We start from the raw sequence: 16342 nt of genomic DNA on the forward strand, positions 1-16342 counted from the left end.
CAAGCATGGAAAAAAACGAATAGATACCATTTCCTAGTGGTAGCTATTCGTCTTGTTTCCCCAGCCTTTCACACGAGCTGCTGTCTTGGGGCGCGGTCGATGTTTTCGAGCATGATCCCCGTTCCGAGCGCGACGCAGTCCATCGGGTTTTCCGCAACAAACACCGGCACTTTCAGCTCCTCGGCAAGCAGTTGATCGATGCCGTGTAATAGCGCGCCGCCGCCCGTCAAAATAACGCCGCGGTCAATAATGTCGGCGGACAGTTCCGGCGGCGTGCGTTCAAGCACGCTCTTGGCAGCTTGTACAATCATTGTCACCGGCTCGCGCAGCGCCTTTTCAATTTCCTTGGTGCGGATCGTAATGGTGCGCGGCAGCCCTGTGACAAGGTCACGGCCGCGGACGTCAATTTCCTCGTCACGTGCGCCTGGGAATACAGTTGCGACTTTAATCTTGATTTCTTCCGCGGTTCGTTCGCCGATGAGCAGCTTATATTCCCGTTTGATATAATGCAAAATTTCCAAATCGAACTTGTCCCCAGCCATTTTAATGGAAGAGGCGGTGACAATGTCTCCCATGGAGAGAACCGCCACATCGGTCGTGCCACCGCCGATATCGACCACCATGTTTCCGCACGGCTGGAAAATGTCCATTCCTGCGCCAATGGCCGCTACTTTTGGCTCTTCCTCCAAATATACTTTTTTGCCGCCGCTTTTTTCTGCTGCCTCTTTGATCGCTTTCCGCTCTACCGATGTCGTGTTCGTCGGGCAACAAATTAAAATGCGCGGTTTGGCGAAAAAGCCTTTGACATCGAGCTTGCTTAAAAAGTGTTTCAACATCGCTTCGGTAATATCGAAATCAGCGATTACCCCGTCTTTGAGCGGCCGAATGGCAACGATATTCCCAGGAGTACGTCCTACCATTCGCCTTGCTTCTTCGCCGACAGCGAGCACCCTGTTTGTGTTCTTATCAATCGCGACGACGGACGGCTCATTGAGCACAATTCCTTTTCCTTTGACAAAAATGAGTACGTTTGCCGTGCCAAGGTCAATGCCAATATCTCTAGAAAACATATGGATCCTCCTTGCCTCTGCCCTCAAATCACTCCTGATAGATTATTTTACCATATTCATTTAGGATAATGATACTATTTTTGCGATGAAGACAGAACGCAAGGAAAAAAGTTAATTGTTTTTCACCGCTTGTTTTTTGTACTTTTTCTTTGTCGCTTCTCCTCCGCGTAAATGACGAATGGATTTATGATAATCGAGAATTTGTTTGACTTCCTGGGCCAGCTCCGGATTAATTTCCGGCAGCCGCTCGGTTAAATCTTTGTGAACCGTGCTTTTGGAAACACCGAACTCTTTCGCGATGACGCGAACGGTTTTCCTCGTCTCCACGATGTACTTTCCAATCTTGATCGTACGCTCTTTGATGTAATCGTGCACACCACTCGCCCTCCCTAAGTTGGATGTGAGGAGTGTGAAATGAGACTCGCCTCGTGGATGATGAAAACCACTTCTACTTGTGCATTTTGGAAACATCTCAAGCAGGTACCCGTGCTGTTACGAACGATCCCCACCTCAAACACTCTCGTTGTTGTTCAATTTGTAACATTTTATTAGACAAATCGGTCATATATACCAGAAATATCAAGGCGGACAAGGATTTTTTCATAATTTTTTTTGTTTCTTGTAACAAGATGAAAAATGGGAACGACTATAATAGAAAGGAGTTGAGCCTGATGGGAAAAGGACGGATGATCGCGCTAGCGGGCATTGCTGTGGGGGTGGTGACAATCGGTATGCTGTTTTCGAGCAATGGAGAGGAACGGCCAAAAGCAAAAGATGAGGCTTCGCGAACAAAATCGCAAGTAGAGCGAGGGATGATCGCCGGGGCGCTCGAACCGTCATTAACGTATGAGAAAAAAGACGGAAACTACGTCGTGACGTTTAAAGTAAAAAACCAAACGGAGCGCGTGCAAACCGTGACCTTTACGAGCGGGAAAAAGTATGATTACATTTTGTACCGCAATGGAAAGAAGGTAAAGCAGTTTAGCGAAGGAAAATTGTTTACGCAAATTTACGAACAGCGCCAGCTAAAGCAAGGAGAAGAGCTCGTATTCCAAGAGACGTTTACCGACTTGCCAAAAGGAAATTATAAGCTCGAATGGTGGCTTGCGGATAAAAACTGGCCAAATGCGAAAGCGACGATTACGTTTACCGTAGAATAACATGCGAAAAACCTGCCTTTTGGACAAGGCAGGTTTCGTTTTTACGATAAAAACAAGGCTCCATATACTAATGACAATGTAATGACGTAAGCAGGGTGTATTTTCCATTTTTCCATTAAGAGAAAGCTTGCGGCCAGCAGGAATAGCGTTTGCCATATTCCTGCATCACGGTAGGAAGTCATAAAAAAGTCGACAGTCATCATTCCAAGCAATACGGCGATGGCAGGGCGTATATAATTCGTCATTCGCTTTACTTTTGGAGAATCTTTGAATTTATACAAAAGCTGAAGCAAAGCAATCATGATCAAAAGCGAGGGAGCGACGGATGCAAACACCCCGATAAAAGCGCCGAGCACCCCTCCTTGCTGGTAGCCGATATACCCGGCCAGCTTCGTCGCAATCGGGCCAGGCAGGGCGTTGCCAAGTGCTAACACTTCGCTAAATTCGTGAACCGATAACCAACCGTAGCGGTCTACCACTTCATTTTCAATGAGCGGAATCGAAGATGGCCCGCCGCCATAGCCTAAAATTCCCGGAAGGAAAAAGGCGAGGAAAATTTGCCAATAAATCATGAATGTTTTCTCCTTTCTCCCGGAGAATCAGCTTTCCCCGCTGTTTTTTCTTTTTTGCTTTTCCCGACTAGCGCGCTAAAAAGCAACAAAGCGATTAAAATGGCCGGGTGAATATGTAAAAATTGCAGTACAATGAAACAACCAACCAGAAATGCAAAAGCAGGAAACAAACCCAATGAAGCGCGTGATTGTTTCACAAACTCCCATGTTAACACTCCAAGCATCACGGCGACAACCGGAACCACCGCTTTTGTCATTCCTAATACCCAAGGTTCTTCTTTCACTGAAGAAAGAACGGTCAGCAACAAAATCATCAAAATAATGGTAGGAACCGTAGTGGCCAATACCGCATTGAACATCCCGATCACTCCGCCGACGCGGTAGCCGATATATCCGGCCAGCTTTGTCGCAATCGGGCCAGGCAGGGCGTTGGCGAGCGCCAATATATCGGCAAATTCCTGATTGCTCATCCATTTGTACTTTTCAACGACTTCTTTATGGACAAGGGGAATGGCCGAAGGGCCTCCCCCGTACCCAAGCATGCCGACACGGAAAAAGGCAAGAAACAAGTGCAGCTGGTTCATATGCTGTTCATCCTTTGCGCCTTGGTTACCATGCGGCGACAGCGCCGTCGGTGCGCGGTTCTGTCCCGCCGATCAGCACGCCCGAACGCGGATCGCGCCAAATAATCTGCCCGCGCCCGAATGGTCCGCCATCCAGCGCAACATGGATGTCATGCCCTTTTCGTGCCAACGCCTCGGCGATATGACGCGGAAAATGCGGCTCGACGAGCACTTTTTTGCCTTCCGTCCATTGCCATCTTGGCGCATCGAGCGCCGCCTGCGGGTTCAGATGGAAGTCGATCGTGTTCATGATCACTTGCAAATGCCCTTGCGGCTGCATAAATCCGCCCATGACGCCGAACGGTCCGACCGGTTCGCCGCCTTTGGTCAAAAATCCCGGAATGATCGTATGGTACGGTTTTTTCCGCGGCGCCAATCGGTTCACATGGGTTTCATCAAAGGAAAAATTATGGCCGCGGTTTTGCAGGGCGATGCCGGTGCCTGGCACGACCAAACCGGAGCCAAAGCCCATGTAGTTGCTTTGAATAAACGATACCATATTGCCGTCGCCATCCGCCGCCGCTAAATACACTGTTCCGCCTTTTGACGGCGTCCCCGGCGCCGGAAGCAGCGCTTCTTCGCCAATAAGCGCCCGTCTTGTTTCGGCAAACGAATCAGACAGCAATTCCTCGACGCGATGCTCCATATGCTTGCGGTCCGTGATATACGCCCGTCCGTCGGCAAACGCCAGTTTCATCGCCTCGATTTGCTGGTGGTATGTCGCGACCGTTGGCGTTTCCGGAACGGCGAACCCTTTCATGATATTCAGCGCCATTAAGGCGACAAGGCCTTGTCCGTTCGGCGGAATTTCCCACACGTCATAGCCGCGGTAGTGGACGGAAATCGGCTCGACCCATTCCGGCTCATACTCGGCTAAATCATCCAGATCTAAAAAGCCGTTGTATTGTTTGGAATAGGCGGCGATTTTCTCCGCTAATTCGCCGCGGTAAAAGCTTTCCGCATTCGTTTCGGCAATGAGGCGGAGCGTATGGGCGTGGTCTTTGGACGCCCATACTTCCCCGATTTTCGGCGCACGCCCATTCGGCGCAAAGGTCGCAAACCAGCTGGCAAACTCCGGACCTTTCAACGTTTTTTGATACGTTTGAAATGCGGCCTTCCAGTACTTTCCTAACGTCGGAGACACCGGATAGCCGTTTTCCGCATATTCGATCGCCGGCTTTAGCACTTCCGCAAGCGGCAGCCTGCCAAACCGCTTTGACAGCGCCGCCCACGCCGCCGGCGCGCCCGGGACGGTGACCGGAATCCAGCCGTGTTTTGGAATTTCTTGATATCCCCGTTCTTTTACCGCCTCGATCGAAATCGATTTTGGCGAATAGCCGCTGGCATTTAATCCATACAGCTTGCCGTTTGTCCACACAATAGCAAACGCATCGCCGCCGATGCCGTTCGAGGTCGGCTCGACGACCGTCAGGCAGGCGGCGGTCGCAATCGCGGCATCAATCGCATTTCCACCTTTTTTTAATATCTCCAATCCCGCCTGCGCTGCCAGCGGCTGTGAGGTTGCCACCATGCCGTTGGCCGCAAACGTCGTCATCCGTTGCGATGGATATGGATAGTATAAATAGTCCATCGTATCCCCCCTGATCCTCACTCTATCGTTAACTATTCGCTTTCCGAAATGTTTTTCCTGTCCTGCTTCCAAAAAAATCGCCTGTCTCCCTTCACACAGTGGGAAGGAAACAGGCGATCTCCTGTTACGCTCTTGCCATTCCGATCGAGGCATCTGGCATTTTGGAGGAAGAAGCGTCATCTTGCTTTTCCTCGCTCGGTGTCGTTGTGCCTTGATCAGTTGCTGGCGCCTCTTCATCGGATTGCATTTGCTCATCAGAAGATGGTTGGTCGTTCAATTGGCTTTGTTCATCGGTTGGCGTTGTGTTGTTTTGTTCGGTTGCATTGTTTTGTTCGGTTGCGTTGTCATTTCCAGCTTTTTGTTCCGTCAGCGCTGTAAGCGGTTTGTCGATGTAGTCGATCGGATTGACCGGCTTGCCGTCTTTGCGGATTTCAAAGTGAGCGTGGATGCCAGCTTCTTGGTTAAATTGGCTTTGGCCCGCTTTTCCGATCACTTGTCCTTGTTCTACCGTATCGCCAGCTTTCACTTTCATATCGGCAAGCGATTGGTAGACAGTGGCGACGCCGTTTTGATGATCGATTTCAACGACATAGCCTAAAATTGGATCTTTTTCCGCTTTCGTGACCGTACCGCTTAACGAAGCAGTAACATCAAACGTTTTGCCGTCTTTGCGAATGATATCGATGCCATGGTTTGGATAATACGTATTATCATAAAAGACGAGAGCTGCTTCCTGTTCTTCTTTTGACGCGTTGTCATCATAGAACGGTGTTTTAATCTCTACGGAATTTGCATCAAGGACCGGCATCGAGAATTTTTCCACCGCTTCGTTGACAGGAACGGCCGGCTCGTTATGCTGCGATGTGCCTGATTGGCTGTATTCGTATTCGTCTTTTTTTGCTTTTCCGTCATGTTTGTTCTGGAACCAGAGCGCTCCTGCCACAATAAGAGCGGCACATGTCAAGTAGATAGCTGGAAATACCCAACGCTTTCTGAACAACCGTTGTAAACTTGGCTTCTTTACAGAATTTGTTTTCTTTTCTTCCTCTCTCATGTTCATCACCTCAGCAACCATTTTGAACAGAAAGAGGAAAATATATACATGACGAAACAACTTTTTTCATTTATTTTTTTTTAAAATGGGCCATTTTATGCAAAAAAATAGAGGCGTTTTTGCCCCTATTTTTTTACGGTCAGCCTATTTAAAAACGCGGTCGCCGAAGAAATGTCCACCCCGCGGTAATAATATTTGACGATTTGGTCGTACGTCTTTCCTTCCTGCGCCATAAAATTGGCCCCATACTGGCTCATGCCGACGCCATGGCCGTATCCTTTCGTTGTAATAATAATTTCATTGCCTTTGCGCATCCATGTAAAATCCGTCGAGGTTAAATCAAGCTTTTCGCGCACTTCTCTTCCTGTCAATTTTTTGCCGTTGATTTCGACGACATCGACACGTTTCCCAGGCGTTCGTGATAAAATAACGCCAACCGAGCCGTTTTCCGGCAGTTTCACTCCTAGTTTGCGTTCAAATTCTGCCACCGAAATTACTTTTTGGTGATAGAATTTAGGCGACTTTTTATCCCACGGGCTGGCTACGCTTTTTAAGTACGGAAATTCATTTTGCCAATATGCTTCCGAGTTTTCCGTATAGCCGTTGCTTGTCGAAAAAAACGCCGCTTCGATCGGCTGGTTGTCGTACGTTAAAATTTGCCCTCGCGTTTCTAGCACCGCTTTCGTAATCTTTCTGATTTTCCAATCGTAGTCGCTGCCCCATAAACGTTTCAGCTCGTCATCGCTGTAGTATACTTGGTGCATCACCGTATCGGTGACATTCGCTCCCTTTGGCAAGCTGATCGGCTGGTCGTTTAACAATTGTTTAACAATATACGTTCTCGCCGTCAGCGCTTGTGCCTTTAATGCTTCCAGCTCGAATTCGGCCGGCATTTCCGCCGCGACGACGCCGATGACATATTGTTCGAGCGGAATATGTTCAATGCGCTTTTGTTTGCTGCGGTATACCGCAACTTCGACGGTCGGCCCGCTTTCGATTGCTTTGGCATGTTGCTTCGTTTCTTGCTGGCGCAGTTCTTCCGCCAATTTTTCCACTTTCCCGTCGTGGAATGGGATGACTAATATCGTTGGAACGAGCAGTACGACGACAAATAAACACGCAAGGAGTGCCATAATTGGTTTTATCCGTTTCATATAGCCGAGCCTCCAATATTCATTTTTCCGGCACAAGCGGACATCGTTCCCATTCAGGGGCAGTCGCATCGATGTTCGCTCTGGGAGTGCCTGCGTTTGCTTCGTTATATAGTTATGGGCTCGGACAAGTATATATGACAATTTCTTTTCGCAGGGGCTTGTTTGGCCGGCAAAATAAGCGGCGGTTCCGCTCTTTTCTCTCCTTTTGCCCGGCATGGATTCTTTCTTTTCTCCTTCTCATAGAGGTTGGCATGTACGAGGGAAAAACAGCAGCAGTTGCCGCGTCCATCCAAAATAAAAAACGACCATTCACTACATATGTAGCTGACGGTCGTTTTTTTATCTTTTATAGGTTCAAATCTTTCACTTTTACGTCTCCAAGTACTGCATCCATTTCGTTGACGCGTTCGATATCAGCACCGAGCGCGGCCAGTTTTTCATGGAAGCGGACATAGCCGCGGTCAAGATGTCTTAATTCCGTCACGCGCGTATAGCCTTCCGCCGCCAACCCGGCTAAAATCAACGCTGCTGCGGCGCGCAAATCGGTCGCCGCCACTTCCGCGCCTTGCAAATTGCAAGGGCCATTAATAATAACGGAACGACCTTCAATTTTAATGTCAGCGTTCATACGGCGGAATTCTTCGACATGCATGAAACGGTTTTCAAATACCGTTTCCGTCACCATGCTCGTACCTTCCGCTTTCAAAAGCAATGCCATCATTTGCGATTGCATGTCGGTTGGAAAACCTGGATAAGGCATCGTTTTAATGTCGACCGCTTTTAATTTTTCCGGTCCAATGACTCGTACTCCATTTTTTTCTTCGATGATGGTGACACCCATTTCTTCCATTTTGGCAATCAGTGAGCTTAAATGTTCCGGAACGGCACCTTGCACGAGGACATTGCCGCCGGTAATGGCCGCTGCAACCATAAATGTACCTGCTTCAATGCGGTCCGGGATCACGGTATGTGTCGTGCCGGTTAATTCGTCTACTCCTTCGATGCGAATCGTACCGGTGCCGGCACCGCGCACTTTGGCGCCCATTGCGTTTAAAAAGTTGGCTAAGTCGACAATTTCCGGCTCTTTCGCGCAGTTTTCAATGATGGTGGTGCCCTCAGCCAACACAGCCGCCATCATAATATTTTCCGTTGCTCCAACGCTTGGAAAATCCAAATAAACTTTTGCCCCGCGCAATCTTCCTTTTACTTCGGCATCGATAAATCCGTTGCCCACTTTCACGGTCGCTCCCATTGCTTCAAATCCTTTTAAATGCTGGTCAATCGGGCGCGAACCAATGGCGCATCCTCCTGGCAGCGCGACGCGGGCTCGACCATTTCGCGCCAAGAGCGGACCCATGACGAGCACCGATGCCCGCATTTTCCGCACATATTCAAACGGCGCTTCCATCTTTAACGGGCCGGTAGCGTTAACAGCGATCCTATTTTTTTCTATGTTTATGTCCACTTCTGCGCCTAAATAGCGGAGCACTTCACTAATTGTATATACATCGGAAAGAGCAGGCACATCATGAATCTCACTTTTTCCATTTGTCGCTAACAATGTTGCAGCGATAACAGGCAAAACGGCATTTTTTGCTCCCTCTACTTTCACGGTGCCGCTCAACCGGTTTCCGCCACGGACGATAATCTTTTCCAAGGTATTCCCCTCCGCGTCCAATTTCTCTATATTAATATTCAATCGTAATGATTGGGGTTCCAATGACGACGGTTGTCTTGCCGCCCAATCTTTCCCTTAAGGCAATCTGCAAATTCATCGGATGGTTATTGGTTGGAAGAACGTTCTCCCACTGCCCAGTATATGCAGAGAGAGAAACAAGTGACTCTTCCTGCAAAGACTCGACTGGTGTTGCCTGAAACTCGCGTGATAAACGTAATGCATAATCGAACAAACCACTTTCCATATTATCACTGAAATCTCCTTCAATACAAGTGAAAAATGTAGGTTGTTTCACAAATAGTTGTTTCGACTTTTTCTCTATTTTTTCGACCACTTCTTTCCATATTTTTTTATTCCAATGCAGTCCTTTGGCTTCATAGAGGATATACGTCTGTGATTGGTTATTTGTGACCGTCCTAACGAGCTGAATTTTTTCTTGAAAGAAGGGGTGTTGATATGTGCCGGTTGCTTTTTGCATATGGTGGTTTGTGTCGAAAGACCAGTGAAAAGCGCGGTTTTCTTTCTTCAATTCCTCTAGCTTTTTGAAAAATGCCGCATCATTTTCAATATAGTGGGCATACTCTCTTGTGTAAACGGTCCATTGCCGAATGTCCGCTCCATTATTTTCGAGGACGCGCGCGATCGTTTTCACCGGCTGAAGCGGCCCGTTCCCCATTGCTTCTCCCGACTTGTATTGGCACATGCCGAGGATGACGAACAACGCCAATAAAAAAGTGAAGGCGCAGGCTTGTCCTTTTTTCATATCCGTTTCACTTCCTCTCCTTACCTGTTATTGTTGCCAGATCGGAAGTGAACATACATAAAAAAAATCGACAAAACGAAAAAATGTAAGCGCTATCAATGCAGGCAAGAGAACGAAAAAAGGCGAGTAATGACTTACTCGCCTCGAAAAAGAAACGGAAGTTGTGTCGACCATGATAAATAGTCGAGAAAAAAGTTGGCGACTGTCGAACCGATCGCGATCGTCAATAAAATGTAAAGCAGACGTCCTTGAAAGACGCGGTTTGGCTTGATCATCGCCTCGAGCCGTACCCCTTGCAGCGTCCACCATGTAACAGCGATAAAGGCAAGATGGACAATAATGCTCACTAACGCTTGCTGGCCCAGTATCGGCATCATTGCTTTTCACCTCTTTCTGCCGCGCAATTGGCGGCCTATTCGTCGATAAACAACAAAAGAAGGGGAAATTTCCCCTTCTATTGTAACGTTATTGCAGGAAATCGCCAAAGTGTTCGAACTGGGTAAGAACCTGGTACGCCAAACTCGGGAAAATGCCGAATAGCAGCGTGCCAAGCGCGCAAAGCACAACGGTAACCGTCAGCCCGACCGGTAGTTTGATCGATGCTGCTTCGTCGGCAGGGCGGAAGAAAATTTGCACAAACACGCCGAAGTAGTAGACGTAGGATACAACCGTGGTGGCGATCATCACCGCGGCGAGCATGTAATGGCCGGGCTCGGTCATCAATGCGCCAAGGAAAATGTTAAGCTTGCCGATAAAACCGGCCGTACCTGGGATGCCGGCCAGCGACAGCAGGAAAATTCCCATCGATACCGCAAGCAGCGGATTCCGCTGATACAGGCCGGCAAAATGGATCATATCGTCGGAGTCCGCTTCATCCGACAGGCGCTGGATGATGGCAAACGCGCCAACGTTCATCAGTACATAGGCGAGCAAATAAAACCAGATCGAGTCGATCATCACCCATGACATCGCGGCAAACCCGACAAGGAGATAGCCGGCGTGGGCGATGCTCGAATACGCGAACAGACGCTTCATGCTCCGCTGTCTTAACGCGACCGTATTGCCGATGATCATCGTAAGGCCGGCTAATACGGCGATATAATTTTGCATCGACAACAAAAGCGAAGATGGATCTTTTCCATGCGTAGGCGCAGCGGCAAAAATCGTAATAAACAACCGCAGCAGGATGACAAAACCGGCTGTTTTTGAAACGACGCTTAAAAATGCCGTCACCGGCGTCGGCGCTCCTTGATAGACGTCCGGTGTCCACATATGGAACGGGACGGACGAAATTTTAAACGACAGACCGACGAGCAGCAGGAGAAAGGCAAGCGCAAGCAGGTATTGGTAGTTGCTGTCTGCCAGCTTTTGCACTTCGAACGCCATTTCTTTCAAATTCGTCGTGCCGGTTAACCCGAAAATATAGCTCATGCCAAACAGCGTGATCGCTGTTGCAATGCCGCCGTTAATGACATATTTCAGCGCGGATTCGTTGGATTGCGCCGACGTCTTGCGGATTCCCGCCAAAATATACGAGGAAACGGACAACAGCTCCAGCCCGACAAACAACGTAATCAAATCGCCGCTCGAAGCCATGATCATCGCGCCGAGCAGCGCGCAAAGGAGCAAATAGTAAAACTCGCCGCGATGCGAAAGCCCTTCTTTTGGACGGTAATCGAGCGCAAGCAGGAGGCAAAGCGCCCCTCCGGCCAGTACCAGCAGCTTAAACGCCTTGCTGAAGGAATCGAGTCGAAACGTATCGTACAAAATCGACACTGGTTTTGCCGGAATGAGCCCTGCGGTCGCGATCAGCGCGATAACGACGCCGACCACGGCGATCCACGCAAGCGGGCGCCGGTTTTTATCATTTGGCATCCATAAATCGGCCAGCGAGAGAATGAGCGCCGTGATCAAAACGATAAACTCCGGTGTCATCATGCTCCATTTGTATTGCAATAAGGTATGCATGCTCATCTCTCTCACCCTCCTAACCCATTCATCATCATTTCAATCGCCGCTTGCAATGGCTTCGCTAACATGTATGGATAAACGCCGACGGAGACAATGAGCGCGAGCAAAATGAACACCGGAATCGCTTCGATCGTGCTCATATCGAGCGCTTGTACGTCATTGCGCATAGACGGCCCAAACGTCATATTCAATACAGCGCGCAGCATGTAAACGGCGGTCATAATGATGCCAAGCGTGCCAATCGCGGCGACAACAGGTTTCGTTTGGAACAGCCCTAAAAAGGCAGTAAATTCGCTGATAAATCCCGACATTCCCGGCAGGCCAAGCGATGCCATCGCTCCGGCGAGCAAACACCCTGCCGTCAGCGGCATCACTTTCGCAAGCCCGCCCAAACGGCCGATCGTGGTCGTATTCGTCCGTTCGTATAAAATGCTGACGAGCAGGAACAAGAACGCGGCAATCAACCCGTGGGAAACGGCCTGGAAGATGGCGCCTTGAATCCCCGCTTCATTCAGCGCGCCTAATCCGATCAATATAATCCCCATATGCGAAACGCTCGAATAGGCGAGCACCATTTTGAATTCCTCTTGCACGAACGCTAAAAATGCTCCATACAATAGGTTGATGACCCCTAACACGGCAATCCAAAAGGCGAAATGACGAAACTGATCAGGAAACAGTCCGATGCCAAAGCGAATGAGACCGTACGCCCCAATTTTTAAGAGCACGCCGGCGTGCAGCATGACGATCGATGGCGGCGCTTCGACATGGACGTGCAGCATCCAGCGGTGGAACGGTACGATCGGCAGTTTAATGCCAAAGGCGATAAACAAAGCGACAAACAACCATAATCGAAGCTCCTCAGAAAGCGGTGCAATCAGCTGCGCCTGTGCCACCGGATTGTGCAGCATTTCGTTTAACAGCTCGAGATTCGACGTTCCGGTGCGGGCAAATAACACAACGATGACAATGAGCAAAATCGCTGAACCAATCCCGTTGTACAGCAAGTAGCTGTAGGCGGCGCGCTCCCGGTCAAACCCGCCCCACTTGCCGACCAAAAAGAACATCGGAATGAGCGTCATTTCCAAAAAGATAAAGAACAAAATCATATTTCCTGCTGCAAATACGCCAAGCATGCCGATCTCCAGCAGGAGAAAGAGCTGAAAATAGCCTTTCCATTCTTTTTTAATGTGAATGGAAGCAGCGGCGGCAAGCGTCGCCAATAATGAGGTCAAGACGATCATCACGAGCGAAAAGCCATCGATATTCAGCTCATAGCGGACCAAGTATGTCGACTCGGTAAGAAACGGAAAATCAGTGAAGCGAACCCAATCATGCTTTTCCGCCAAATGTTCGAGGCGATAGCCTCGCAAATATTGCCAAAAGGCAAATAGCGATAAAAGAAGCGGCGGCAACGTCGATAAAAAGCCGAGTAGTTTGACCGTCCGCTCTTGCGTCTTTGGCGCAAACGCAAGCAGAATCATGCCAAGCAGCGGGGAGAAGATTAAGAGTGACAGAAAGTACGTTCCATTCATTATAAGTACCCCCCTGTGAACGCGAGAATGACGACGAGAAGCGCAAGACCGACAAACGTAACAGCGCCGTACATTTGCACTTGCCCGTTTTGCATTCGCGACCCGAGCGATGCGGACGTATGGACTGTCGCGGTGATCAAGCGGGCAATACCTTCGACGACAAAGCGGTCTATATACGAGAGTAATAGACTGATTGCCGTTGCCGCATAGCCAACGGTGCGCATATACAACTCATCGATGTAATACTTATTCCACAGCAAATTGTACGTATACGGAACGCGCGAACTGAGCCAATCCCGCGCAAGCGATCGTTTTCCATACATAAGCCACGCCAGGAAAATGCCGAGCAAGGAAACTGCCGTCGCCACCGCCATAATCCAGCCTGGCGCTGTTTCATGCGCATAGGCGCCGTCTGTCAGCCAATCGCCAAGAAAGGTGCCGAACCAAGGGGTATGAACGTACCCGGCGGCAACAGCGAGCACGGCGAGCACGATCATCGGCAACGTCATCACTGCCGGCGCTTCATGAACGTCTTTTTCATCATGCCGCTTTTCCCCACCAAAGACGAGGAAAAAGAGGCGGAACATGTAAAACGAGGTGAAAAAGGCGGTTACCACCGCAATCCAGAACAAGGCGACATGCCCGTGCGTCCAGGCGGCCACCAAAATTTCATCCTTGCTGAAAAACCCAGAGAAGAGCGGGACGCCGCTAATCGCTAACGTGCCGATGAGGAACAGCGGTCCAGTAAGCGGCATTTTCCGCCAAAGCCCGCCCATTTTTTCAATGTCTTGCGTATGGACGGCATGAATGACGCTTCCCGCCGCTAAAAACAAGAGCGCTTTGAAAAACGCATGGGTCGTTAAATGGAAGATGCCTGCCACATAGCTGCCAGAGCCGAGCGCCAGCATCATGTAGCCGAGCTGGCTCACCGTCGAATAGGCGAGCACCCGTTTAATGTCGGTCTGCACCAAACCAATCGTAGCGGCAAAAAGCGCCGTAAATCCCCCAACCACTGCCACTGTTAACATCGCCGTTTCGCTCGCTTCATATAGCGGGAACAAGGCAGCGACTAAGTAAACCCCGGCAGCGACCATCGTGGCCGCGTGGATTAATGCCGACACCGGCGTCGGGCCTTCCATCGCGTCCGGCAGCCATGTATGGAGCGGGAACTGGCCCGATTTTCCGACGGCGCCGATGAAAATCAAGATCGCCGTTAAGGTCACCATCGTCTGCGACAGCGTGCCGTCTTCTGCTGCTCGGAAAATATCGTCGTATGCAAAACTGCCAACTTGCCAGAATAATAGAATCATGCCGATGAAAAAGCCGACATCGCCGATGCGTGTCATAATAAACGCTTTTTTGGCGGCTGCCTTTGCTTCCTCTTTATAGAAGTAAAAACCGATTAATAGAAACGAACCGAGGCCGACAAGTTCCCAAAACACGTACGTCTGCAGCAAATTCGGCGAAAGCACAAGGCCAAGCATCGCAAAGGTGAACAGCCCCAAATACGCATAGAAAACGGAGAAGCGCTCGTCCCCATGCATGTATCCTTTCGAATAGATATGTACGAGAAAGCTGACGAGAGAGACAACGACGAGCATCCATGTGTTTAGCGCCGTCACCGCAAACCCGGCCGTTAATTTCACGCTGCCGATGGTCAGCCATACATGTTCCGCTTTGTACGTCGAACCGCCGAGGCGGTCAAACAGCACGGCGAGTGAGAGGAGAAAGGAAAACAGCGTCATAAGGATGCCGACGTATGCACTCGTTTCTTTCATTTTTTTCCCTACTGCTAACAAGAAAAAAAAGGAAAACAGCGGAAAAAGCGGTACGATCCAGGCAATTTCCATCATGATATCACAGTCCCCTTTTATGAAGAGCTTTTTTCGGCAAAAGCTCTTTTCATTTTCCACCCTATTTTTAATGCTTTAGCGAATCGATCTCGTCGATATGCACCGTTTTGCGGTTGCGGTAAAGCGCCATTAACGCCGCCAGGCCCACCGCCGCTTCGGCCGCCGCTACCGTGATCGTAAACAGCGCAAAAATCTGCCCGGTAATGCCGGGATGGGCCCCGTATTTGGCAAACGCCACTAAATTAATATTGACCGCATTCAGCATTAATTCAATGCAAATAAGGACAATGACGGTATTTCGCTTCGTCAGCGCGCCGTACAGACCGATGCAGAACAAAATGAGCGCTAACACGAGATATACGGATAAAGAAACGGAGCTCATGATTTCGGTGCCCCCTCATCATCTTTTTTCGCCAGTATAATCGCCCCGACGAGCGCGACAAGCAAAATGACAGACGCAATTTCAAACGGAATTGTATAATGGGAATATAGCGCCATACCGATTTGCTCCGTATTGTTTTCATGGAGGCGGGCGCCTTCCTCGCCAAAATCAAGGCGGTAAACGCCGAGATACACGGCGATGCCAAAGGCGAAGACGGCGATGGCGGTGAGCGCTTTGCGCCAAAATCCGCCCGTTGTCGTTTTTTCTCCCTCTTCTTCCTGATGGCGCGTCAGCATGATGCCAAACAGCATCATAATGGTGACGGCCCCAGAATAAATCAATACTTGCACGACGGCGACAAACTCCGCCGATAACAGCACATACAGCCCTGCGATGCTGATAAATGTGAAGACGAGCGCGATGACCATGTGAACGACTTTGGTTAAGTTGAGCATCAACACCCCGCCGGTAATGGCAACGAGGGCGAGCGCTAAAAAGGCGAGATATTCTCCGCTCACGGCTTATTCTCCTTTCGAATGTTGGTATCGTTCTCATCGAGCCATGCCAAATCTTTATAAAGGGCATCGCGGCTGTATTCGGCCAGCTCGAAATTGTTGGTCATGACAATGGCTTCTGTCGGACATACCTCGGTGCAAAGATCGCATAAAATACAGATCTCAAAGTTAATGCTGTACGTATCAATAATTTTTCCTTTTTTCGTCGGATCCGGGTGCTTTTTCCCCGTCAGCTGAATACAGTCCGTCGGGCAAATATTGGCGCATTGGTTGCAAACAATGCATTTTTCCGGATAAAACTTTTGAATGCCACGGAACCGGTCCGGAAGCGGAAGCGGTTCGTTCGGATAGTCGTACGTAACTTTTTCTTGCGTCAAATTTTTTAACGTATACGCCAATCCTTTGGCCAACCCGATCATGC

17 protein-coding genes are annotated in these 16342 nt (G+C 49.4%); 1 reads left to right on the forward strand and 16 read right to left on the reverse strand.

Annotated elements, in window-relative coordinates:
- Window positions 1-68 precede the first annotated feature (68 nt).
- Window positions 69-1070 carry a rod shape-determining protein gene (gene mreB, locus HT574_RS07315; RefSeq protein WP_175244069.1) on the reverse strand — a complete coding sequence of 334 codons (1002 nt, stop codon included), beginning with the start codon at window positions 1068-1070 and terminating at the stop codon, window positions 69-71.
- Between the two features lie 111 nt (window positions 1071-1181).
- Window positions 1182-1445, reverse strand: coding sequence for a sporulation transcriptional regulator SpoIIID (gene spoIIID / locus HT574_RS07320; RefSeq protein WP_008880665.1), 264 nt, complete (start codon window positions 1443-1445; stop codon window positions 1182-1184).
- Between the two features lie 296 nt (window positions 1446-1741).
- On the opposite strand from spoIIID, the gene HT574_RS07325 reads away from it, so the two are divergent.
- Window positions 1742-2230 (forward strand): BsuPI-related putative proteinase inhibitor, encoded by a 489-nt coding sequence (locus HT574_RS07325; protein WP_175244070.1) that lies wholly within the window; start codon window positions 1742-1744, stop codon window positions 2228-2230.
- A gap of 41 nt (window positions 2231-2271) precedes the next feature.
- Here HT574_RS07325 and HT574_RS07330 read toward each other — a convergent pair whose 3' ends face one another.
- The 14 genes from HT574_RS07330 to nuoI all read right to left on the reverse strand — a co-directional run bounded on the left by HT574_RS07330 (window position 2272) and on the right by nuoI (window position 16340).
- Window positions 2272-2802: a chromate transporter gene (locus HT574_RS07330; RefSeq protein WP_061578904.1), complete on the reverse strand. Its 531-nt coding sequence runs from the start codon at window positions 2800-2802 to the stop codon at window positions 2272-2274.
- Window positions 2799-3386, reverse strand: coding sequence for a chromate transporter (locus tag HT574_RS07335; RefSeq protein ID WP_042406714.1), 588 nt, complete (start codon window positions 3384-3386; stop codon window positions 2799-2801). The genes HT574_RS07330 and HT574_RS07335 overlap by 4 nt, the downstream gene beginning before the upstream one ends.
- A 25-nt stretch (window positions 3387-3411) precedes the next feature.
- Entirely contained in the window at window positions 3412-5016 is a 1605-nt protein-coding gene (locus HT574_RS07340) for a gamma-glutamyltransferase family protein (RefSeq protein WP_175244071.1), read from the reverse strand.
- Between the two features lie 124 nt (window positions 5017-5140).
- Window positions 5141-6070, reverse strand: a complete 930-nt coding sequence (gene spoIIQ / locus HT574_RS07345) for a stage II sporulation protein SpoIIQ (RefSeq protein ID WP_175244072.1) — start codon at window positions 6068-6070, stop codon at window positions 5141-5143.
- Window positions 6071-6195: 125 nt separating this feature from the next.
- Window positions 6196-7224: a stage II sporulation protein D gene (spoIID, locus tag HT574_RS07350; protein ID WP_175244073.1), complete on the reverse strand. Its 1029-nt coding sequence runs from the start codon at window positions 7222-7224 to the stop codon at window positions 6196-6198.
- Window positions 7225-7570: 346 nt separating this feature from the next.
- Entirely contained in the window at window positions 7571-8881 is a 1311-nt protein-coding gene (gene murA / locus HT574_RS07355; protein WP_175244074.1) for a UDP-N-acetylglucosamine 1-carboxyvinyltransferase, read from the reverse strand.
- Between the two features lie 31 nt (window positions 8882-8912).
- Window positions 8913-9665, reverse strand: a complete 753-nt coding sequence (locus tag HT574_RS07360) for a YwmB family TATA-box binding protein (RefSeq protein ID WP_175244075.1) — start codon at window positions 9663-9665, stop codon at window positions 8913-8915.
- A 134-nt stretch (window positions 9666-9799) separates the two neighbouring features.
- Window positions 9800-10042 (reverse strand): DUF1146 family protein, encoded by a 243-nt coding sequence (locus HT574_RS07365; protein WP_017436854.1) that lies wholly within the window; start codon window positions 10040-10042, stop codon window positions 9800-9802.
- A gap of 88 nt (window positions 10043-10130) precedes the next feature.
- Window positions 10131-11639 (reverse strand): NADH-quinone oxidoreductase subunit NuoN, encoded by a 1509-nt coding sequence (gene nuoN, locus HT574_RS07370; RefSeq protein WP_175244076.1) that lies wholly within the window; start codon window positions 11637-11639, stop codon window positions 10131-10133.
- A gap of 5 nt (window positions 11640-11644) precedes the next feature.
- Window positions 11645-13171: an NADH-quinone oxidoreductase subunit M gene (locus tag HT574_RS07375; protein WP_175244077.1), complete on the reverse strand. Its 1527-nt coding sequence runs from the start codon at window positions 13169-13171 to the stop codon at window positions 11645-11647.
- Complete coding sequence (gene nuoL, locus HT574_RS07380) at window positions 13171-15024, reverse strand: NADH-quinone oxidoreductase subunit L (RefSeq protein WP_175244078.1); 1854 nt, start codon at window positions 15022-15024, stop codon at window positions 13171-13173. The genes HT574_RS07375 and nuoL overlap by 1 nt, the downstream gene beginning before the upstream one ends.
- A gap of 67 nt (window positions 15025-15091) precedes the next feature.
- Window positions 15092-15406 carry an NADH-quinone oxidoreductase subunit NuoK gene (nuoK, locus tag HT574_RS07385; protein WP_042406753.1) on the reverse strand — a complete coding sequence of 105 codons (315 nt, stop codon included), beginning with the start codon at window positions 15404-15406 and terminating at the stop codon, window positions 15092-15094.
- Window positions 15403-15924, reverse strand: coding sequence for an NADH-quinone oxidoreductase subunit J (locus HT574_RS07390; protein ID WP_042406756.1), 522 nt, complete (start codon window positions 15922-15924; stop codon window positions 15403-15405). The genes nuoK and HT574_RS07390 overlap by 4 nt, the downstream gene beginning before the upstream one ends.
- Entirely contained in the window at window positions 15921-16340 is a 420-nt protein-coding gene (gene nuoI, locus HT574_RS07395; RefSeq protein ID WP_017436860.1) for an NADH-quinone oxidoreductase subunit NuoI, read from the reverse strand. The genes HT574_RS07390 and nuoI overlap by 4 nt, the downstream gene beginning before the upstream one ends.
- Window positions 16341-16342 lie beyond the last annotated feature (2 nt).

Source organism: Parageobacillus sp. VR-IP (assembly GCF_013357975.1).
Classification (GTDB): domain Bacteria; phylum Bacillota; class Bacilli; order Bacillales; family Anoxybacillaceae; genus Saccharococcus; species Saccharococcus caldoxylosilyticus.

Bases quoted from the DNA above. Each gene is read 5' to 3' on its own strand.
- mreB (WP_175244069.1), bottom strand. From the start codon at position 1,070: ATGTTTTCTAGAGATATTGGCATTGACCTTGGCACGGCAAACGTACTC.
- HT574_RS07325 (WP_175244070.1), top strand. From the start codon at position 1,742: ATGGGAAAAGGACGGATGATCGCGCTAGCGGGCATTGCTGTGGGGGTG.
- HT574_RS07330 (WP_061578904.1), bottom strand. From the start codon at position 2,802: ATGATTTATTGGCAAATTTTCCTCGCCTTTTTCCTTCCGGGAATTTTA.
- HT574_RS07335 (WP_042406714.1), bottom strand. From the start codon at position 3,386: ATGAACCAGCTGCACTTGTTTCTTGCCTTTTTCCGTGTCGGCATGCTT.
- HT574_RS07340 (WP_175244071.1), bottom strand. From the start codon at position 5,016: ATGGACTATTTATACTATCCATATCCATCGCAACGGATGACGACGTTT.
- spoIIQ (WP_175244072.1), bottom strand. From the start codon at position 6,070: ATGAGAGAGGAAGAAAAGAAAACAAATTCTGTAAAGAAGCCAAGTTTA.
- spoIID (WP_175244073.1), bottom strand. From the start codon at position 7,224: ATGAAACGGATAAAACCAATTATGGCACTCCTTGCGTGTTTATTTGTC.
- HT574_RS07360 (WP_175244075.1), bottom strand. From the start codon at position 9,665: ATGAAAAAAGGACAAGCCTGCGCCTTCACTTTTTTATTGGCGTTGTTC.
- HT574_RS07365 (WP_017436854.1), bottom strand. From the start codon at position 10,042: ATGATGCCGATACTGGGCCAGCAAGCGTTAGTGAGCATTATTGTCCAT.
- nuoN (WP_175244076.1), bottom strand. From the start codon at position 11,639: ATGAGCATGCATACCTTATTGCAATACAAATGGAGCATGATGACACCG.
- HT574_RS07375 (WP_175244077.1), bottom strand. From the start codon at position 13,171: ATGAATGGAACGTACTTTCTGTCACTCTTAATCTTCTCCCCGCTGCTT.
- nuoL (WP_175244078.1), bottom strand. From the start codon at position 15,024: ATGATGGAAATTGCCTGGATCGTACCGCTTTTTCCGCTGTTTTCCTTT.
- nuoK (WP_042406753.1), bottom strand. From the start codon at position 15,406: ATGAGCTCCGTTTCTTTATCCGTATATCTCGTGTTAGCGCTCATTTTG.
- nuoI (WP_017436860.1), bottom strand. From the start codon at position 16,340: ATGATCGGGTTGGCCAAAGGATTGGCGTATACGTTAAAAAATTTGACG.